Consider the following 16,363-nt stretch of genomic DNA (forward strand, 5'->3'; position numbering starts at 1 on the left):
GGCCAGGGAGTCGAGGGGTTAGACGGCAGCCAAGCTCAGCGCAATGGGCTGGTACTTGCCGTTGTCGTCGCGTTCGTAGAAGCGGATGTATGCGGTGGTGCTCACGGCCTTGCAGGCGTCGCTGATGAGGTTCATCGCGCGCTGCCACTGCTCGTCTTCGATCTTCAAGCTGCGCAGGCCCAGCACGCGGGCGGTGCTGATGTTGCCGGCCTTGTCGACCTGGAATGCCTGCTGCACCAGGGCCTGGATGTTCTTGTTCGCGCCCTTGCTCCAGGCGTGCACGCACTCGTCGATGATCTGCTTGGCCACTTGCAGGCGCTCGTCGAACATGAGCTGGTCTTGCATGGCGCGCTCAACCTTGAAGCGGGCGTCGAAGCTGGTCAGGCTGATGTTGCCCTTCTTGCCGCCCCATGTCACACCATGCTCGGCGGCGCTGGCGGTCACAAAGTCTTCCACCTCGCCCATGGCCAGCAGCTTGAACTGGCCCAGCGTCACTTCCAGCTCGCGGGCGGCCTTGATGAGCTTGCGCACGGTCTTGTCGCGGGCCTTGTCTACGGGCTTGACCTTGTCGGCCGGGATCAGGTTGCCGTTGCCGTCTTCCCAGTAGCCAGCGGGCACGGTGCGGGGGGTTGTTTCACTCATGGTTGTTCGCTCCTTCAGCGGTGGTGGTTGCAGGTTGCTCTGTAGTGCCGCCCTGGCGCTGGGCAAGGGTGGCTTCAATCTCGGCGCGCAGCTTCAGCGCGGCGCGGCTGGGGCCGGTGTAGGCCGGTGGTGGGGGTTGGGTCAGCGGCAGCGGTGCGGCCGCAGGCAGCTTGCCGCCCAGCACTGCCGCCTGGGTCACCGCCTGGGCCACCACTTGGGCCACGCTGGTGGCGCCTGGGTCGCGCCAGCCAGCAGCGCGGCGGTTTTGGCGCTCGGCCTCGGCGCGGCCTTCGGCGTCGCGCTCATGGCGGTCCACCATGCGCACGATCACTTCGTATAGGTAGGCGTTGCCGTCAAGGGGCAGTTGCAAGGTGCCTTTGTCTTTGGCCTCGTGCACTGCGGCCAGGGCCATGCGCCAGGTCTCGTGCCCGGCCTGCCAGTCGCGCCCCTTGCGGGTGATGGCACCGCGCTTGATGTCGGGCACCAGCTCGGCCAGCAGGGCGGCCACGCGGCTCATGCGCAGGCGCTGCTTGGCCGGCTTGTGCAAGCGCAGGTAGCGCACCACGTCGCCGCCCAGGGGCAGGCTGGTGGTCAGCACATCGGCGATCAGGCGGCGGGTGTCGGCGTCGTCGATCATGCGGCCCAGCAGGCCGTCCAGGCTCTCTTCAGCACCGCAGGCGGGGCACACGTTCACCAGCTCGGCGCTTGTGTTCGTCACAGCCATGGCGTAGCCCCCTTCAGGTAGCGCCACAGGGCACGCGCCAAGCGGCGGGTGTTGCGGCGCAGCTCGCGGGGCCAGCGCCGGCCGGTGCGGGCGGTGTAGGGGCCGTCGATCACGCCAGGGGCAAAGGGCCGTTGCAGGCGCATCACATGCTGGCCGCTGATGGCGGGGCAGTGGCCGCCCTTCTCGCACAGGCCGTCGCAGCAGGTGCGGTCGTCAGGCTTGCGCATGGTCTGCCTCCTTGGCCTGCAAGGGCTGCACTTCCACGCGGGCCAGGTTGTTGGCGCCCCAGCGCTCGATGGCGGCGTCGTAGGCGTCAAAGGTGGTGGGCACGGTCATCTCCACCTCAAAGCGGCGGTTGTCAACGGTGCGCACCTGCAGCAGCACGCGGCGGGGGGTGGCTTGTGGGGCGGTGTTCATGCGGCCCTCCCGGCTTTGGCGGCTTGGCTCAGGGGGCGCATGAAGAGCACCTTGGTGGCTACGGCCTCCACAAGCTGGGCGCTCAGGGCCTTGCCGCTGCCGTAGTCCTTGATGGCGGGCACAAGGCTTTCCATCAGCATGCGGGCGCTGCCGGCGCAATAGGCCCACAGGGTGTCCAGCACGTCGTCGGGCACGTCGCCAAACTCGGCCAGGGCTTCGGTGGCCATGGCGTCGGCGTCATCGCGGGTGATGCACTTCACGGTTTCGGGCCACATGCTCACGCGGCTGCGAATCTGGTCAAACTGGCCGGTCTCGGGCTTGAGCAGCTGCATCAGCTTCTCGGTGCCCACCAGCACGGTGCCGATTTCGGCTTTGTCGCGGATGCGGCGCACGTAGTGCAGCGCGGTGTCGTTCAGGCTCTCGGCCTCGTCAACGATCAGCAAGTAGTGAGTGTCCTTGAGCGCCTTCACCACGTTGTTGAACATTTGGTCAACGCTGATGGCGGTGGGGATGCCCAACTGGCCGTGCAGCTCCAGCAGCAGGCTCTTGGCTGTCATGCGGGGGTTGCTCTCGATCAGCAGGGTCTGGGGCTTCTCGCGCCAGTACTCTTTGAGCGTGCGGGTCTTGCCCACGCCCACGCGGCCACACACCACGCCAAAGTTGGCGTGCTTGCGGGTGCGGTCGCACACCACAAAAACCAGCTTGTGCACGCTGCCCTTCACATAGCCCGGCGTGCCGTCGCCCAGGCGCTCGGCCTCCAGGTGCACGATGGCCAGCATCTCGGCCAAGTAGCTGCTGGGGCTGCTGGGGTACTTCTGGTTCAGCACCTGGCTCACGGTGCTGCTGCTGATCTTGGTCTTCTTGGCCAGCCAGCTGCGCGGCAGGTCGCGGGCTTGCAGCCAGGCGATGATCTCTTTGGCGGCGGCGCGGTCTTGCTCCGAGTAGAAGCTCGGGGCCGGGCACACAAGGTCGGTGCCCGCAACAGCGATTTGGACGGGGTTATCGGCGGGGTTGCTCATCAGTCATTCCTCCAGGACAGGACGTCGATATCGATCACATTCGCGCCGCTGTTGGGCAGCGCGGGCTTAGGCGTGGCGGTTGTGGTGTTGGTGGGCTCGGCGGGGGGCAGCGCGGCGCGCTCCAGGTCTTCAATGGCCGCGACCTGGTCGGCGGTGGTGATGGCGTCCGCACGGCGGGCCTGGGCCTCTTCGTAGTGGCGCTCCAGGCGCTTGAGCTGGCCCTGCAGGCGCTTGTCGCGCTGCTCTTCAATGCGGCTTGTTGGCAGCACGCCGATGGTGTTGACCAGGCGGGCTTCGCACACCAAGCGGCCCTTGGTGTCTTGCACCCACACGGTTTTGTCGTTGTGGATGTCGTACTCCACCACCAGCTTCTTGCCGTCGTACAAGGCCAGGGCCTCGTGGAAGTAAAAGCGGTTGTGGATACGCACGGTCTGCCGCTGCACGGTGGCCTCTTTGCTGGGGCGCATCACTGCGCCAGCGTCCACCCCCAGGGGCACGGGCACCAGCTCTGCCCACACCTGGGCCGGGGTGCGCCCGCCCAGGCTGTCCATGGGCTCGTTGTGGTACTGGTCGAGGAAGGCGCGGAAGCTCTCCACGTACTGCGCAAAGCTGGGCAATGTGCGCTTGCCGCTGGCCAGCTCGGCGCTCAGGCGGCGGTTGATCTCGGGCGCCATGTCGTCGCCGCAATAGACCAAGCCATCAGCAAAGAACTTGTCGTGCTTGTCGCGGGCGGTGCGGAACCACCGCTCGATCCAGCCCTTGCCGTGCGGGTTGCCGGGCAGCGCACCGATGACGGCAATGCTGAACTTGCTGTACCAGCCCGTGGCTTCATCCGTCAGCATCTTGTTGCGGTAGCCAGCGCCTCGGTCGATGTAGAGCCATGCGGGCACGTGGTCGTTGCTGACCATGGCGTGGCTCAGGGCAAACATGGTGGAGAGGCCCGACTCACTCTCGGTGAAGTACCAGCCCGCCACGTACTTGCTCTTGATGTCGATGAAGGCGGTCAGCTCAGGCCGGAAGGGCTTGCCGGTGTTGGGGTGGGCCACGTAGCAGTCCACGGTGTGGCCGTCACCGGCCAAGATTTCGCCCACCAGCACTTCGTCCAGGTTGCGGCGCTGGTAGCCCTGGCGTGTCAGCTTGTGCAGGTGCTTGCCAATGCGGGCGGGGCTGTTCTCGCCCAAGGTGGCGGGCAGGGCCTTCAGGTAGCGCTTCACGCGGCTCTCTGTGGCCTCGGGGTGCCCCTCTTGGCGCAGGCGCCAGGCCACGTCGGCAAAGCCGGGCTTGCTGGGTTGGTTGTAGATGGCCACGGCCCGCGCTTCCCAGCCGTAGTCCTTGCGCACGCGGCCGGTGTGGGCGGGCAGCAGCGCGGCCTTGCCGCCGCTGATGTAGGCGCGCAGGTAGCGCTTGAGGGTGCTCTCTGAGCCGTCAGCCCCCAGGGCCTTCAGCACGTGGGCGGTGTTGGGGTCGAGCAGGCCGCCCTCGGCGCGGGCCAGGAACAGGCGCACGGCGTTGTTCTGGCTCACGCCGGTTTCCACCATCTTGGCCAGCGGGGCCACGATGGCGGCGCGCAGCTCGGCGGTGCGGCGCTTGTCCTCTGTGGCGGCGGCCCATGGGTCCGCAGTCAGTGCGGCGGGCAGGTCGCTCATATGACGGACGTTTGCGTTGACGAGTTTGAGTAGGGCGCCCATGGCAGGTGTTGTGTGTGTGTTGGGGGCGGCGTAGGGGATGGGCCTCTGGGGCTTACCAGGGGCGGCGCGGCAGCGGCGCGGGGCAAGTCACGGCAGGCGGGCGGCGCACTTGGGCGAAGACGTCGTACAGGCGGGGCCAGTCGGTGTAGTCGGCCAGGTCGGCGTCGTCGGGCACCAGCAGGGCCTGGCGCACGGTGTCCACGGCGAACATCTCCACCACGCCCCGGTGCGCGTCGCGCACCTCCAGGAGCGAGCCTTTGATCTCAGCCGTCACCTTGGGAGACCCCCCCATTCGGGGGAGGCGGTGTTGCTGGCCGGTGTGCAGGGTGATGAGGGCGTGCATGGGGGTGGGCTCCTGCTCAGGCCTTGCCGGGCGCCTTGGGGGCGTTGGTGGGGCGGCCACGGCCGCGCGGGCGCTCTTGCTCGCGCTGGTGGGCGCGGAGGTCTTGTTCGTAGGTGTGGGTCTGGGCCAGCACCTTCCAGGCGTCAGCGCACTCGGCCAGCTCCTGCTGGGTGAGGTAGCTGCTAGGCACCGGCTCTGGGCGGTCGCCGTCTGGCAGCAGGCCCACGTACTTGCGCAGCACGCCGTCGATCTGCAGGCGCAGGGCTGTCAGCCCGCTCACCGCCAGGCGCACAGTGCCGTCCACCCAGTCGTGGGCGGGGCCGCCGATCATCATGGCCAGCTCGGGGCCGATGGCCTCCACGCTCTTGAGCGCAAGGTCTACCTTGCCGGTGTTGGCCACAAACTCAGCCCGCAGGTCTGCCACGGCCACGGGCACCGCGTCTTCGCGCTCCACCGGGGTCTTGGCCAGCTTCTTCTTCAGGCCGGTGGCCTCGGCCTCGGCGGCGTCGCGTTGGGCCTGGGTGTCGGCGATCTCGGCTTCCAGGTCACGCAGGCGGGCGCGGAGGTCACGCACGCTCAGGGTGCTGATGTCGATGTCGCCGTCTTCCAGCATCTGGTCGACGACTTCGGGGCTCGCATTGCCCAAGGCCAGCACCTTGCTCTTGCCCAGGCTCAGCACCTGGTCGCGCTGGTCTTCAGGCAGGCGGGCGGCCAGGGCGGCGCCGTTCATGAGGGAGTAGGCGCGCTGCTTGTGCATGCCCCGCTCAGCCAGCAACTGCAGGAACTGCTCTTGCGACACGTCGCGCTTCAGGCTGGCAAGCAGGAGGCCGGCTTCGACAAGGCTGCGAGTGGCGCTGTTGTAGGCCACAACGGCGCGCTCGGCGCGCACATCGGGGGCGACGGTCAGGTCAAGGCCCAGGAAGTCGGCCAGGGCGGCGTCAGCCTCGCCAAAGGCGGCGCGGTCGCTCAACACCTCAATTTCTCCAGTCCGCACGTGCGGACTGGCTCCCTTTGCGGGCTCGATGACTTCGGCGGCGGGGGTGGCTTTCTTGCTCATGGCGTGGCTTTCGTGTTCAGTGGACGGTGGCGCCGCAGGCGTCGGCCTGGGCTTGCAGGGAGGCGATCTCTTCAGGGCTGGTGGCGGGCAGCTCGTTGCTCATCAGCACCAGGCGGGTCAGCACCAGGGCCATATCAGCGGGCGGCACGGTGGCCAGCAGCGCGGCGCACATGTCGTGCACCTCTTGCGGGCTCAGCTGGCCCGCAAAGGCGAGCTGCAGGCAGGTTTGGCTGTCGGTGCTCAACAGGCTGTAGGCGCGGGTGATGGCCAGCACCAGGGCGGCGGGGTCTTGGGGGCGGCTCATCGCTTCATCCCCAGGGCAATGGCGATGCGGTGGCCCATGCCGTAGGTGCCACGGTTGACGCCGCGCACGACTTGGCTCACGGTGGCGTAGGGGTAGCCGTTTGCCTCGGCCCATGCCTTGAGCGTGGTGCCGCGCTCGTGCAAACGGGTCTTGGCCTCTTCAGCGGTCAACAGTGCGCCGCTGGTTTGGGGCTTGGCAGGCTGGCGGGCCTTGGGGGCTTTGGCCGGGGTGCTCATATGCGATCAATCTCCGGTGGTTGGTTGTTCGATTCGGAGCGAATCATAACGCTCGATTTCGATCAACGCAAGCGCTAATTAATCGCATGCGAGTAAGACGACGCCCGAAACCGATCAAGCCCTCTTTCAGGTGCAAGCCGGGGGCTATCCGTTACCGGGTAAAGGCGGGACAATTCACTACGAATCGTGTTGTTTTGCGATCAAGGTTTTATGCACGCCCTCTCGACTTCAAGCACCCCGGACAGCGCGGCCGACAGCACGGCCATGGCGGAGCGTGTCCGTTCTGTGTTGCTCGATAGCGGGCTAGATGGCACCGTTTTTGCCGCGCGCTTGGGTGTGCCCTACAGCACCATGCGGGCCTATCTAAGCGGCGCTCGGGCGCCGAGCATCGAGTTCGTCACAGCGGCATGGCGCCATATGGGCGTGAACACGACTTGGCTGTTGACCGGCGAAGGCGCAATGAAGGCTGAAGAGGCACCCGCGCCCAGCAGCCACATGGCTGAAGCGTTTGTCTCTGTGCCCTTGCTGCCGGTGACGGCAAGCGCCGGCCCGGGCGTCGTCAACGAGCCCGCCGCGCAGTACCTCGTGCCGGGCTTGGCGTTTAGTCGCGACTGGATCAGCTCGCGGCGGCTGAACCCTCAAAACCTGCGAGTGATCGAGGTACGCGGTGCCAGCATGGAGGGCGTGCTTTCTGATGGCGACAAGGTGCTGATCGACATGAGCGACACGGCCCCCAAAAGCGGCTTTGTCTATGTCTTACGCCAGGGCGATGAGCTGCTGGTCAAGTACTGCCAGCTCCTGCCTGGCGGCTTGCTGCGGGTGAGCAGCGCAAACCCCACCTACGCTCCGTATGACGTAGACCTGGCCAAGACGCCAGATGTCCAGATCGTCGGGCGTGTGGTGGCTTCAATGCACGAGTGGTGAAGAGCCACGGGGAGGTTGAATGTTTGGGTACACCTTATCGAGAACCGGATGGGTCGTTCTTTGGGTCTTGTCGCTGCTGTTCACTTGGCAAGTCGCTCGGTCTACGGCACCGGCGGCAATAAAGCCGGGGCCTGAGCGCGTCATGGAACAGCGGCCACCGTCGGCAGGCATCGTCCCGCCTCCTAAGCCTACGCGCGCCCATAACTACGACTCGCAAGACGGTATCGCCTACGGCTACACGGCGGTCATCAGTCAGAAGCAACGAGAAGAGGGCCGAGCCGCCGCCAACGTGCTCATGTTCAAGTACGCGGGCAGCAAGAACGGAAGGCACCAGATTCACAGCAGGGATGGTGACTCCCTGGCCGCATATGAGTGCTCCGCGCCTTGTGACGTGATCAAGGTCATGCAGGTCACTGATGCGGACTACCTACGCAACAAGGTTTTCACCGAGCACATCCGTGCGGAGCCAAACGCCATTGCATCACTTGCGCTCGACGACGCTATCAAGGGCAAGCTCAAAGAGTATGCCGAGTACCACGGGGACATGATGGTCGGTGTTTGGGTTGATGAGGTTAAGGGCATCCAGCGGACCAAGCTTGGCCCGCGACCAAAGCTATGAGCGCCGCCCCCTGCTGGCACTGCATCAGCTGGGGCGGCTGGGCCTGGGGCGGCCCGCACAGCTTTTGCCGCGACCCGCGCTGCCCCAAGGTGCAGGCGTCGCCCGCAACGGGCTGCTGCAGCTTTGAGCGGGCGCCCGGTGTAGACGACGAGGCCGGGCCGCCGCCTTACCCGCCGCCCGCCGAGCTCAACCCTTGAGCCTCTTGCCCACCGCGTAGGCGGGCTCCCAGCTCGCCAGCGCTGGGTCTTGCTCATGCCGCTGCAGGCGGCCTTGGGCCAGCAGGCGCAGCGCGTCTCTCAGCAGCCGCACGCCCATGGGGCCTAGATCGCGCTCCCACAGGCTGCGGGCGTCATCACCCGGCCTTACCCAGCACCAGTCTTGCAAGGCGATGGGGCCGGTGTCGGCTCCGTCGTCCATCCAATAGACCGTGCCGCCAGCGACCTGGTCGCGCATGTGCAGCGTCCATACAATCGCGTCTCTGCCCCGGTGCCGGGGTAGCAGGCTGGGGTGGTAGCCCAGCGCCCCGTGGCGGGCCTTGGCGCGGGCCTCTGAGGTGATGAAGACATGGGCATGGGCACACACCAGCACGTCCACGCCGTCAGGCACCCACACGGGGCCAAGCGCGGTGGGCACTTGGCACACGGGCACGCCCAGCTCGTTGGCAAGTGCTGCCAGGCGGTCGTCGCTGCGCGGGGCGCTCACGGCGGCCACGTCGTGGCCCTCGTCTATGCACATGCGCAGCACTTCCAGGCCCAGCCACTTCTGGCCGATCAGCATCACCCGCATAGCGGCTCCCCCAAGTAGCGAAAGCCCTGCACGGCCCTGAAGTGGCCGCCGTGGCCCGCGCCATGCACGCCCGGCTTGCCTTTGCGGGCGGCGGACGCCTGCAAGGTCTGCATGCTTCTGGCCCTGTCATCGCCCACCAGGTTGGCCGAGACTTGCGTCCACTTCGCGCTGCGGCGCAGTGCCGCCGCTAGGCCAGGGTGGCTGGTGTGGAACAGGGTTTTCATGGGCTTTGAATAGCGGTTTTCGCCCTGGCGCCAGCGCTCGCACACGGCGTCCAGAAAGCGCAGGCCCACGCCCGCGCCTTGCCACTCGGGCATCACCACCAGGCGGCAAGCTCGGGCCTCTGCCAGGCCGGGCCGGGTGCTCACGGCCACATGGGCCACGGGCGCCCCGGCCACGCTGGCCACGTAGTTGGTCGCGGCAATCATGCGCGGCAGCTTCAGATAGTGATGCGGCTCAAAAGCTGGCCAATGCTCCCAGCCGGTTTGCCACAGCTCCACGTCGATGCGCGGCCGTCGCCGAAGCCACCCCCGTGAGAACTGGCCCGTGGCGGTGTCAAACACCCAGTCGGGCTGCACCCAGTCGAGGATGTCGTAGTGGCAACTCAGCAGCACAGCCCGGCCTTGGGTGCGGCGCCAGGCCTTGGCAAAGGCGCCCGCGCCGATCTGGGCGATCTGGCGGTCTACCACGCTGCTAAACTCGTCCAGCACGGCACGGGCCGGGGCCTCGGCGATCAGCCGTGCCAGGTTGGCGCGGAACTGCTCGCCGTTACTCAGCACCGGGTAAGGCCGCAGCCAGGTGGGCACGCTGCCCAGGCCCACGCTGGCCAGGGCGGTGGTCACGTCATCAAAGCTGCCCTCGGGGGTGATGGCGTCGATCAGCGGCTTGTCGGCGGGCCAGCTGGGCGCATAGACGGCCCCAGCGCCCCACAGGGCACGGCCTAGGCTCGTCTTGCCACTGCCGCTGGGGCCTACGATGACCCCAAGGCTCCAAGGCGCGCTGTCGAGGTCTAGCTCTGCGTCCAGGCTGAAGTTGGCGCCGCTCTCCACGTTGAACAGGCTTTTCACCCGGGCGGCGCGGTAGCTGTTGAAGTCCGCGCAGCTGTGTTGAATGGTGAGCTTCATACGCACACCACCTTGGGGGCGTGCCCCTGCTTGAGCAGCCGGTTATAGAGCCGCTGCTGGTCGGCCTCGGTGGCGCACTCCAGGATGATCCCGAAGCGGCGCCGGTAGGCAAAGCCGTTCTCGCCCGGCCGGGTGATGGGGTTACGGGGGTGCTTCTTTCGCGGGGGCGCTCCCCGCTGTGCGGTCGTGGTCATGGGTCAACTCCTCACGGTTTGACGCTCCACGGCGCTCAGGGGTGGGGCTCTCGGCCCTCAGGTCGTTCAAGGTGCCGCAGCGCGGGCACTTGATCTGCAAGCGGCGGTAGTCGCCCACCGCCAGTTTGCGGGCGCACTGCCCGCATCTGATTTCTTCCATGGCATCTCGGATAATGCGCCCGCCTGTACAGGTGGCAGGGCCTTAGGCTGATGCCGTGGCTACTCACGGCGGAGGCGGGTGTCCTGGTGTTAGCGCACCAGGGCACTCGCCCTGTTCTTTAGTCGGTGCTCTCCTTACAAGCGATGCGGGCCACAGCGGGAAACTCGGTGTGATCCACCCCGTCCAGCATGCGGCCGGCGGCGGCCTTGCCAATGCGGGCGCCATGCCACCACTCGCCCCACTGCTTGAACAAGAAGGGCACGTCCGCCCGGCGGCATTGGTCGCGCAGGCCACGCACCCAGTCCGGGTGCATAGGCCTTGCGCCTGGGCCTGACTCACCGCCCACGATGACCCAATGCACACCGCCGTCGTCAGGCTTGCGCAGCTTCATCTGTCGCAGGCCTCCACGGGTGCGTGTCTCCCCGGTCGGCACGCTGAAGAAGTGGAAGCGCAGGTCAACGGGGCCGAGTAGCGGCTCCACGCTCAGGAAGCGCACGCTTGCGGGCACCTCCAGCAGCTTGGGAATATCCCGATCCGCCTCGGCTTGGTTGCAGATAGTCGCGCCAATCCAGACGTTCGACCACGGGTTTCCGTCCCACTCGGCGGCGCCGACAAACTCGCCCGCAACTGCTGCGGCTGCGTTGTTCAGCATCCCGCGAGCGTTGCCGATGCGCTTCGTCAACAGCAGCCAGTCAAGGTGGGGTGTCACGGCGATCAGGCGGAACAAGTCCCATCGCCACCACTCCGGCACCTGGTTGTCAAACACATCGGCCAGGCTGGCACAAAACACCCTATAGCGCCGCCCCTCGGCCTGCGCTTGGGCGTTCCACTTCAGGGGCGCTGCCCAGGTGCTCTTGCTGGTGCGGCGGCGCTCGCCACCCCACACCACGCCCGCAGCCTTGCCCCCACGCTTGGCCCAAGCCTCGGCGTAGCAGTGGTCGCACGCGGGGCTTACTTTGGTGCAACCCACCCACGGGTTGAAGGTGTGGTCAGCCCACTCGATCTTGGTGTCTTGTGCCATCACAAGCCCCCCTGCGCGGGCTTTTCCCACTCCACCATCCAGCCCTCAAGCTGGCCCTGGTGCGCTTCCTGGAAGTAGCCGTACAAGTCCTCTAGGCATGTGAAGCCGTCTTGCTTGGCCAGGGCCACTTTCTCAGCCACGCCCAGCAGCTGGCCATCCACAACGATGCTGCGCTCCTCACAGTCGATCTGCACACCGTGCACAGCCGTGGCCGGCGTAGCCAGCAACAAGCGCGTGCCACTGGTGCGCAGGCCGGTGTAGAGCTTCAGCGTGTCGCCCGCCTTGGGGCGGCGGCCATCGGCCCGTTCTTTGCGGATGGTGCTGGTCTTTGTGCCCGCTTCAATCGCGGGGGCAAAGGCCTTCATGAAGTTGATCGTGAAGGTGGCCATCTCACACCCCCACGCGGGCGCGCCAGCCGCGCCACAGGGCGGTGGTGATGAGGCTGTTGTAGTCGCCAAGTGGGGCGCTGTCATTGCTCAGGTCATATCCCAGCGGCTTGGCCAACGCCTCAAAGGCTAGGCGCTCAGCCTCCAGCACCTCGGCGGGTGTCGCAAAGTCTTGGTAGGCAAACGGGCGCGGCTGCAGCGCCCAGCGCTGGGGCTTGCGGCCCTGCACGCCGCCCGCCGCCTCGCCTTTGTCTGCCAGGTAAGCCATGCCGCTGTCCTTCAGCTCTTTAAGCCACAGCAGCAGGGTGCTTTCATGGGCGCCCACCATCTCTTCCAGGTCTTGCAGGGTCTTGGGGCCTTTGGCCAGTGCGGCCACCAGCTCACACATCCGCACCACGGTGTCGAGCTTGCGTTTGCCCTCGGCGGGCTTTGGGTTTGAGGTCATGTCAAGGCTTTCTGTCGGTGTTGGTTTGGTGTTTTTCTATTGCACCGCCACAGCCGCTTTGCGTCCCCTGTGAACCGTTTCACAGGGGCCATATCAGGCCCATTCCAGACACTCAGGGCTCGTGCTTTTGCATGTCTCGCTTAGACCCTATTCACCCGTTTGGAGCCCTCTATGCCACGAATGTTCATCTGGTTGATCTTCACCATCTTCTTGTTCAGCGCCGCGCTGTTCGCACAGCACACACACCCTGGCTCGATCTTTGCTGTGAGCCTCTACAAGGCGCACCTGATGAGCTTAGGCGGCTGGGGCGGCTACTGGCTTGACCGGGCGCTGTTCCCCTATGCCCGGCCGCATGAGTACCTGCTGCTTGATGAGATCAGCATGGACCCGGAAGACTCGGCCAAGATCGCTGGCGCCGAAGGGCTAGACTTCTTGGAGGTCAGCTCAACCGCCTACCCCATGGCCATGATGCGCCGCGCGGTGATCGTCGTCGGCTGCCTCATCTGCGTCGGCCTGGGGGCCTGACATGACCCGCGCTTTTGCACGCTTCTTTGGCTATGCCGTTCTGCTGGCCGTGCTGTTCACCAGCGTGCTGGCCCAGGCCCAGCCCGCACAGGCCGAGCGCTACAAGCGCACGCTGCGCCAAGAGGCGCACTTGGCCTGGGGCCTGGGCGCGCCGGTGGCCACCTTTGCGGCGCAAGTCCACCAAGAGAGCATGTGGCGCGAGGATGCCCGCAGCCAGGTGGGCGCGCAAGGCTTGGCCCAGTTCATGCCCGCCACCACGCAGTGGATCGGCGGCGCCTATGCCAGCCTGGGAGAGCGAGCGCCGCTCAATCCCACCTGGGCGCTGCGCGCTTTGGTCACCTACGACAAGCACCTTTACAGCCGCGTTAAAGCGGCTTCGCACTGCGAGCAAATGGCCTTTGCGCTGGCTGCCTACAACGGCGGCTTGGGTTGGGTCTACAAGCGGCAAAAGCTCAGCCCCAACCCCGGGGTGTGCATGGGTGCCACGTGCGCCATCAACCCCGGCGTGAGCCCGGCCAGCCAGCGCGAGAACGAGCACTACCCGGTGGTGATCTTGCGCAAGTGGGAGCCGCTGTACGCAAGCTGGGGCATGGGGAGCTGCGCGTCGTGAGCCGCGTCTACCTCTTCAGTGCTGTATTCATGCTGCTGGCGGCACTTCTGCTGGGCGGCTTTGGGCTTGGCACATACCACGGCGCCCAAAAGTGCCGTGCCAACGCAGCCGCCACTGCGGCCACTGCCCAAGCCGCCCAGGCCACCGCCACCACCACCGCCGTGGTGCAGGCCGCAAGCGCTGCCCAGGCCACCACCGCTGCAGCCGTGGCCAGCGCTGCCCGTGTGGGCCAGCGCCGAGAGGCACACCGCGCCCAGGTCGATGCCTTCTTCACCCCCTTGCAGGAGCCCGCCGCCTATGCTTCCCAGCCCATCTCTGAACCGCTCTCTGCTGCTGCTGAGTGCAGCCTTGATGCTGACGGCCTGCGCCGCTGGGCCGCAGCCAATGCCGGACCCTGGGGCGGTGATGCAAGCCACCCGCCCGGTGCCGGTGCCGCCCCCGGCCAGCCTGCTGACGGTGCCGCCCACGCTGCCCCCACCGCGTTCGGGCTCGATGCCCGACCTGCTGGCCAACCACTTGACGGTGGCGCGCCAGTACCACCTTCTGCGCTCTCAGGTGTGCCTGCTGCTGGCACACCTGGGCGCGCCCACTGACGGCTGCCCCCAGTAGGCAAGACCTAGGCCGCCACCCACCACCACTACAAACCGTTCGGGACCACCACCATGTCGCAGTCAGACGCCGAAACAAACGCCAAGCTCTTGCAAGAGATTGCAGAAGTCCGCGGTGACCTCAAAACCATCACCGCGCTGCTGCAGCACCAGGCCGAGAGCAGCGAGCGGCGTCACGCCGACCTCAAAGAGCACCTGAGCCAGCGCCTGGACGGGCACGAGCGCCGCATCGGCAAGCTGGAAGACAACGAGCGCTCCACGGCGATCAAGGCCGCAGGCTTGGGCGTCGTCACCAGCGCGTTGGTGGCCGCTGGCATTGCCGCACTGCGCGGCGGCCTGAAGTAACCCGCCCGCTTTCAGCCCATAAGCCCGCATGGCCTACGACACCGCCACCCGCAACAAGCTGCGCGCAAAGTACGTGCAAGGCATGGCGCTCACCTCGGCTGCTGAAGCCGTGGGCGTGCCCTATGCAACATGCCGCACCTGGAAGCGCCAGGCCGCCGAGAGCGGTGATGACTGGGACGTGGCCCGCAACGCCCGCCGCATGACCAAGGACGGCGTGGCCGAGATGGCCAACCAGGTGATGCACGAGATCGCCGAGCAGTTCTTGGCCACGATTGAAGCGATCAAGGCTGACAAGAAGATGGGCGCCGAGGCCCGCGCCAAGATTCTGGTGCAGCTGATGGACGCCTATAACAAGGCCATCCACGCAACCGGCAAAGCCACGCCCCATGCCAACCGCCTGGCCGTGGCCATGGACGTGGTGCGATTCCTCACCCAGCGCATGCACGGCACCGCCCGCGCTGAGTTCTTGGCTGTGGTCGAGACGCTGGGCGACGCCCTGGTCAAAGAGTTCGGGGCGCAAGCGTGAGCCGCACCAAGGCCATCAACCCCAAGCTCTTCTTGGCCGAGCTGGCCGCGTATGCGGACGAGCAGCGCAAGCTGATCGAGGCCGACTGCGAAGGCTTCAGCACCGACCCCGCCGCCCAGGCTGAGCGCGTCAAGCGCGCCCAGGCCGACTTCCGCTTCTTCTCCAAGACCTACTTCCCGCACTACGTCAAAGGCTCAGAAAGCGCCTTTCACACTTGGTTCTATGACCGCGTGCCGGGCCTGATCGACGCGCCATCTGGCGCCCTGATCAACGTCTCCGCCCCACGGGGCGAGGCCAAGTCCACCTTGGGCACGCAGTTGCTGGCGCTCTGGTGCATCGTCACCGGCCGCAAGCACTTCATGCCCGTTGTGATGGACAGCTGGGACCAAGCCGCGACCATGCTTGAGGCCATCAAGACCGAGCTGACGGCCAACCCGCGCTTGATGATGGACTACCCCAAGGCCACAGGCGCCGGCCGCGTCTGGAACGCGGGCGTCATCCTCACGGCCAACAACGTCAAGATGCAGGCCTTCGGCTCGGGCAAAAAGATGCGGGGCCTGCGCCACGGCCCGCACCGGCCCGACCTGGTCTTTCTCGACGACATCGAGAACGACGAAAACGTCCGGCAAAAGGCCCAGCGCGACAAGACAGAAGACTGGGTGGCCAAGACGGTGCTGAACCTTGGCCCGCCTGACGGCAGCATGGATGTGCTCTATCTGAACACCATCCTGCACTACGACTCGGTGGCAAACCGCTATCACAAGAAGCCGCGCTGGGTGCGGGTCAAGTTCAAAGCCATCACCCGCTGGCCCGACAGGCTCGACCTGTGGGAGCAGTGGGAGCAGCTCTACCTGGCCGAGGCCGATGACGACGACAGCGGCCTGCAGGGCAACGAGGCCCCCACCGCCGCCGCGCAGTTCTACGAGCAGAACAAGGCCGAGATGGAGCGGGGCGCCGTCGTCTCTTGGCCCACCATGCGGCCTCTCTTGCGCCTGATGCAGATCAGGGCCGAAAACCACAAGGCCTTCGACTGCGAATATCAAAACGACCCGACCAACGACGAGACGGCCCTTTTCACGAACATGCAGTACTGGGTTGTTCCCTGCCGAGACTGGGTCTTCTATGGCGCACACGACCCCAGCCTTGGCAGGAACAACAAGGGCAACGACCCCATGGCTTGCCTGGTGGGCGGGTTCGACCGTGAGAAGGGCATCCTTGATGTGGTGGAGGCCCGCGTGGCCCGCATGGTCCCCAACAAGCAGATCGACCTGATCATTCAGTATCAGAGCGAGTACAACTGCCTGGCGTGGGCGTTCGAGGCTATCCAGTTTCAGGAGTTCATGCGCCAGATTCTGGTTGCACGAAGCGCCGCTGAAGGTGTCCCGGTGCCCGCATTGCCCGTGACACCGCACTCGGACAAAGACCTGCGCATTCAGGGCATCAGCCCCCATGTGTTCAATGGCCTGATCCGCTTCCGCCAGGCGCACACGACGCTCAACACCCAGTTGCGGCACTACCCCGAGGCCGACCACGACGACGGCCCAGACGCACTAGAAATGCTTTGGAAGCTCGCCGTCTCGCGCCGGGGTGGAACGCCCAAGATTCGCACCGGCAGGCGCCGCGCCCCCGCCTTGCCCACCCCGACCCACTGAGACCAAAC

At 66.3% G+C, this 16,363-nt stretch carries 26 protein-coding genes; 9 read left to right on the plus strand and 17 right to left on the minus strand.

Annotated features, from left to right (window positions below; all coding sequences use genetic code 11):
* Nucleotides 1-18 precede the first annotated feature (18 nt).
* From KAK11_RS15385 to KAK11_RS15430, 10 genes are all read right to left on the minus strand, one after another.
* Entirely contained in the window at nt 19-642 is a 624-nt protein-coding gene (locus KAK11_RS15385; RefSeq protein WP_210810108.1) for a DUF3164 family protein, read from the minus strand.
* Nucleotides 635-1,366: an HI_1489 N-terminal domain-containing protein gene (locus KAK11_RS15390; protein WP_210810109.1), complete on the minus strand. Its 732-nt coding sequence runs from the start codon at nt 1,364-1,366 to the stop codon at nt 635-637. Before KAK11_RS15390 ends, KAK11_RS15385 begins: the two co-directional genes overlap by 8 nt.
* Nucleotides 1,357-1,593, minus strand: coding sequence for a hypothetical protein (locus tag KAK11_RS15395; RefSeq protein WP_210810111.1), 237 nt, complete (start codon nt 1,591-1,593; stop codon nt 1,357-1,359). The genes KAK11_RS15390 and KAK11_RS15395 overlap by 10 nt, the downstream gene beginning before the upstream one ends.
* Complete coding sequence (locus KAK11_RS15400; protein WP_210810112.1) at nt 1,580-1,783, minus strand: hypothetical protein; 204 nt, start codon at nt 1,781-1,783, stop codon at nt 1,580-1,582. The genes KAK11_RS15395 and KAK11_RS15400 overlap by 14 nt, the downstream gene beginning before the upstream one ends.
* Complete coding sequence (locus KAK11_RS15405) at nt 1,780-2,802, minus strand: AAA family ATPase (RefSeq protein WP_210810113.1); 1,023 nt, start codon at nt 2,800-2,802, stop codon at nt 1,780-1,782. Before KAK11_RS15405 ends, KAK11_RS15400 begins: the two co-directional genes overlap by 4 nt.
* Nucleotides 2,802-4,448, minus strand: coding sequence for a Mu transposase C-terminal domain-containing protein (locus KAK11_RS15410; protein ID WP_210810114.1), 1,647 nt, complete (start codon nt 4,446-4,448; stop codon nt 2,802-2,804). Before KAK11_RS15410 ends, KAK11_RS15405 begins: the two co-directional genes overlap by 1 nt.
* Before the next feature lie 94 nt (nt 4,449-4,542).
* Nucleotides 4,543-4,833 (minus strand): hypothetical protein, encoded by a 291-nt coding sequence (locus KAK11_RS15415; protein WP_210810116.1) that lies wholly within the window; start codon nt 4,831-4,833, stop codon nt 4,543-4,545.
* 16 nt (nt 4,834-4,849) lie between these two features.
* The gene (locus KAK11_RS15420; RefSeq protein ID WP_210810117.1) at nt 4,850-5,890 is read right to left on the minus strand and encodes a DUF1192 family protein; all 1,041 of its coding nucleotides are present in this window, start codon (nt 5,888-5,890) and stop codon (nt 4,850-4,852) included.
* A 16-nt stretch (nt 5,891-5,906) separates the two neighbouring features.
* Nucleotides 5,907-6,194, minus strand: a complete 288-nt coding sequence (locus KAK11_RS15425; protein ID WP_210810118.1) for a hypothetical protein — start codon at nt 6,192-6,194, stop codon at nt 5,907-5,909.
* Nucleotides 6,191-6,430 (minus strand): BcepMu_gp16 family phage-derived protein, encoded by a 240-nt coding sequence (locus KAK11_RS15430; protein ID WP_310737816.1) that lies wholly within the window; start codon nt 6,428-6,430, stop codon nt 6,191-6,193. Before KAK11_RS15430 ends, KAK11_RS15425 begins: the two co-directional genes overlap by 4 nt.
* Nucleotides 6,431-6,640: 210 nt before the next feature.
* Between KAK11_RS15430 and KAK11_RS15435 the strand changes: the two genes are divergently transcribed.
* The 3 genes from KAK11_RS15435 to KAK11_RS15445 all read left to right on the plus strand — a co-directional run bounded on the left by KAK11_RS15435 (nt 6,641) and on the right by KAK11_RS15445 (nt 8,170).
* A complete protein-coding gene (locus KAK11_RS15435) occupies nt 6,641-7,354 on the plus strand; it encodes an XRE family transcriptional regulator (RefSeq protein WP_210810119.1) in 714 nt (237 codons plus the stop codon).
* A 142-nt stretch (nt 7,355-7,496) separates the two neighbouring features.
* Nucleotides 7,497-7,973, plus strand: coding sequence for a hypothetical protein (locus KAK11_RS15440; protein WP_210810120.1), 477 nt, complete (start codon nt 7,497-7,499; stop codon nt 7,971-7,973).
* Nucleotides 7,970-8,170, plus strand: coding sequence for a hypothetical protein (locus KAK11_RS15445; protein ID WP_210810122.1), 201 nt, complete (start codon nt 7,970-7,972; stop codon nt 8,168-8,170). The genes KAK11_RS15440 and KAK11_RS15445 overlap by 4 nt, the downstream gene beginning before the upstream one ends.
* Here KAK11_RS15445 and KAK11_RS15450 read toward each other — a convergent pair.
* The 7 genes from KAK11_RS15450 to KAK11_RS15480 all read right to left on the minus strand — a co-directional run bounded on the left by KAK11_RS15450 (nt 8,160) and on the right by KAK11_RS15480 (nt 12,089).
* Nucleotides 8,160-8,759, minus strand: a complete 600-nt coding sequence (locus KAK11_RS15450; protein WP_210810123.1) for a formyltransferase family protein — start codon at nt 8,757-8,759, stop codon at nt 8,160-8,162. The genes KAK11_RS15445 and KAK11_RS15450 overlap by 11 nt on opposite strands.
* Complete coding sequence (locus tag KAK11_RS15455; protein ID WP_210810124.1) at nt 8,750-9,883, minus strand: ABC transporter ATP-binding protein; 1,134 nt, start codon at nt 9,881-9,883, stop codon at nt 8,750-8,752. Before KAK11_RS15455 ends, KAK11_RS15450 begins: the two co-directional genes overlap by 10 nt.
* A complete protein-coding gene (locus KAK11_RS15460) occupies nt 9,880-10,077 on the minus strand; it encodes a hypothetical protein (RefSeq protein ID WP_210810483.1) in 198 nt (65 codons plus the stop codon). Before KAK11_RS15460 ends, KAK11_RS15455 begins: the two co-directional genes overlap by 4 nt.
* Nucleotides 10,025-10,237 (minus strand): Com family DNA-binding transcriptional regulator, encoded by a 213-nt coding sequence (locus KAK11_RS15465; RefSeq protein WP_210810125.1) that lies wholly within the window; start codon nt 10,235-10,237, stop codon nt 10,025-10,027. The genes KAK11_RS15460 and KAK11_RS15465 overlap by 53 nt, the downstream gene beginning before the upstream one ends.
* A 118-nt stretch (nt 10,238-10,355) precedes the next feature.
* Nucleotides 10,356-11,258 (minus strand): phage Gp37/Gp68 family protein, encoded by a 903-nt coding sequence (locus tag KAK11_RS15470; RefSeq protein ID WP_210810126.1) that lies wholly within the window; start codon nt 11,256-11,258, stop codon nt 10,356-10,358.
* Nucleotides 11,258-11,647 carry an ASCH domain-containing protein gene (locus tag KAK11_RS15475; RefSeq protein WP_210810128.1) on the minus strand — a complete coding sequence of 130 codons (390 nt, stop codon included), beginning with the start codon at nt 11,645-11,647 and terminating at the stop codon, nt 11,258-11,260. Before KAK11_RS15475 ends, KAK11_RS15470 begins: the two co-directional genes overlap by 1 nt.
* Before the next feature lies 1 nt (nt 11,648).
* Nucleotides 11,649-12,089, minus strand: a complete 441-nt coding sequence (locus KAK11_RS15480; protein ID WP_210810129.1) for a hypothetical protein — start codon at nt 12,087-12,089, stop codon at nt 11,649-11,651.
* A 171-nt stretch (nt 12,090-12,260) separates the two neighbouring features.
* Here KAK11_RS15480 and KAK11_RS15485 point away from each other — a divergent pair, with 171 nt between their 5' ends.
* The 6 genes from KAK11_RS15485 (at nt 12,261) to terL (ending at nt 16,355) form a co-directional block, all read left to right on the plus strand.
* Nucleotides 12,261-12,614, plus strand: coding sequence for a putative holin (locus KAK11_RS15485; RefSeq protein WP_210810130.1), 354 nt, complete (start codon nt 12,261-12,263; stop codon nt 12,612-12,614).
* A 1-nt stretch (nt 12,615) separates the two neighbouring features.
* Complete coding sequence (locus KAK11_RS15490; RefSeq protein ID WP_210810131.1) at nt 12,616-13,224, plus strand: transglycosylase SLT domain-containing protein; 609 nt, start codon at nt 12,616-12,618, stop codon at nt 13,222-13,224.
* On the plus strand, nt 13,221-13,817 hold the full coding sequence (locus tag KAK11_RS15495; protein ID WP_210810133.1) for a hypothetical protein: 597 nt from the start codon (nt 13,221-13,223) through the stop codon (nt 13,815-13,817). Before KAK11_RS15490 ends, KAK11_RS15495 begins: the two co-directional genes overlap by 4 nt.
* 69 nt (nt 13,818-13,886) lie before the next feature.
* Nucleotides 13,887-14,177 carry a hypothetical protein gene (locus KAK11_RS15500; protein WP_210810134.1) on the plus strand — a complete coding sequence of 97 codons (291 nt, stop codon included), beginning with the start codon at nt 13,887-13,889 and terminating at the stop codon, nt 14,175-14,177.
* A gap of 28 nt (nt 14,178-14,205) precedes the next feature.
* Nucleotides 14,206-14,703, plus strand: a complete 498-nt coding sequence (locus KAK11_RS15505) for a DUF1804 family protein (RefSeq protein WP_210810135.1) — start codon at nt 14,206-14,208, stop codon at nt 14,701-14,703.
* The gene (gene terL / locus KAK11_RS15510; RefSeq protein ID WP_310737817.1) at nt 14,700-16,355 is read left to right on the plus strand and encodes a phage terminase large subunit; all 1,656 of its coding nucleotides are present in this window, start codon (nt 14,700-14,702) and stop codon (nt 16,353-16,355) included. Before KAK11_RS15505 ends, terL begins: the two co-directional genes overlap by 4 nt.
* Nucleotides 16,356-16,363: the final 8 nt, after the last annotated feature.

Origin of the sequence: Ideonella paludis, from assembly GCF_018069865.1 — a bacterium.
Lineage (GTDB): Bacteria > Pseudomonadota > Gammaproteobacteria > Burkholderiales > Burkholderiaceae_C > Ideonella > Ideonella paludis.

Coding starts and splice junctions, on each gene's coding strand:
- KAK11_RS15385 (WP_210810108.1), bottom strand. CDS start 642: ATGAGTGAAACAACCCCCCGCACCGTGCCCGCTGGCTACTGGGAAGAC.
- KAK11_RS15390 (WP_210810109.1), bottom strand. CDS start 1,366: ATGGCTGTGACGAACACAAGCGCCGAGCTGGTGAACGTGTGCCCCGCC.
- KAK11_RS15395 (WP_210810111.1), bottom strand. CDS start 1,593: ATGCGCAAGCCTGACGACCGCACCTGCTGCGACGGCCTGTGCGAGAAG.
- KAK11_RS15400 (WP_210810112.1), bottom strand. CDS start 1,783: ATGAACACCGCCCCACAAGCCACCCCCCGCCGCGTGCTGCTGCAGGTG.
- KAK11_RS15405 (WP_210810113.1), bottom strand. CDS start 2,802: ATGAGCAACCCCGCCGATAACCCCGTCCAAATCGCTGTTGCGGGCACC.
- KAK11_RS15410 (WP_210810114.1), bottom strand. CDS start 4,448: ATGAGCGACCTGCCCGCCGCACTGACTGCGGACCCATGGGCCGCCGCC.
- KAK11_RS15415 (WP_210810116.1), bottom strand. CDS start 4,833: ATGCACGCCCTCATCACCCTGCACACCGGCCAGCAACACCGCCTCCCC.
- KAK11_RS15420 (WP_210810117.1), bottom strand. CDS start 5,890: ATGAGCAAGAAAGCCACCCCCGCCGCCGAAGTCATCGAGCCCGCAAAG.
- KAK11_RS15425 (WP_210810118.1), bottom strand. CDS start 6,194: ATGAGCCGCCCCCAAGACCCCGCCGCCCTGGTGCTGGCCATCACCCGC.
- KAK11_RS15430 (WP_310737816.1), bottom strand. CDS start 6,430: ATGAGCACCCCGGCCAAAGCCCCCAAGGCCCGCCAGCCTGCCAAGCCC.
- KAK11_RS15435 (WP_210810119.1), top strand. CDS start 6,641: ATGCACGCCCTCTCGACTTCAAGCACCCCGGACAGCGCGGCCGACAGC.
- KAK11_RS15440 (WP_210810120.1), top strand. CDS start 7,497: ATGGAACAGCGGCCACCGTCGGCAGGCATCGTCCCGCCTCCTAAGCCT.
- KAK11_RS15445 (WP_210810122.1), top strand. CDS start 7,970: ATGAGCGCCGCCCCCTGCTGGCACTGCATCAGCTGGGGCGGCTGGGCC.
- KAK11_RS15450 (WP_210810123.1), bottom strand. CDS start 8,759: ATGCGGGTGATGCTGATCGGCCAGAAGTGGCTGGGCCTGGAAGTGCTG.
- KAK11_RS15455 (WP_210810124.1), bottom strand. CDS start 9,883: ATGAAGCTCACCATTCAACACAGCTGCGCGGACTTCAACAGCTACCGC.
- KAK11_RS15460 (WP_210810483.1), bottom strand. CDS start 10,077: ATGACCACGACCGCACAGCGGGGAGCGCCCCCGCGAAAGAAGCACCCC.
- KAK11_RS15465 (WP_210810125.1), bottom strand. CDS start 10,237: ATGGAAGAAATCAGATGCGGGCAGTGCGCCCGCAAACTGGCGGTGGGC.
- KAK11_RS15470 (WP_210810126.1), bottom strand. CDS start 11,258: ATGGCACAAGACACCAAGATCGAGTGGGCTGACCACACCTTCAACCCG.
- KAK11_RS15475 (WP_210810128.1), bottom strand. CDS start 11,647: ATGGCCACCTTCACGATCAACTTCATGAAGGCCTTTGCCCCCGCGATT.
- KAK11_RS15480 (WP_210810129.1), bottom strand. CDS start 12,089: ATGACCTCAAACCCAAAGCCCGCCGAGGGCAAACGCAAGCTCGACACC.
- KAK11_RS15485 (WP_210810130.1), top strand. CDS start 12,261: ATGCCACGAATGTTCATCTGGTTGATCTTCACCATCTTCTTGTTCAGC.
- KAK11_RS15490 (WP_210810131.1), top strand. CDS start 12,616: ATGACCCGCGCTTTTGCACGCTTCTTTGGCTATGCCGTTCTGCTGGCC.
- KAK11_RS15500 (WP_210810134.1), top strand. CDS start 13,887: ATGTCGCAGTCAGACGCCGAAACAAACGCCAAGCTCTTGCAAGAGATT.
- KAK11_RS15505 (WP_210810135.1), top strand. CDS start 14,206: ATGGCCTACGACACCGCCACCCGCAACAAGCTGCGCGCAAAGTACGTG.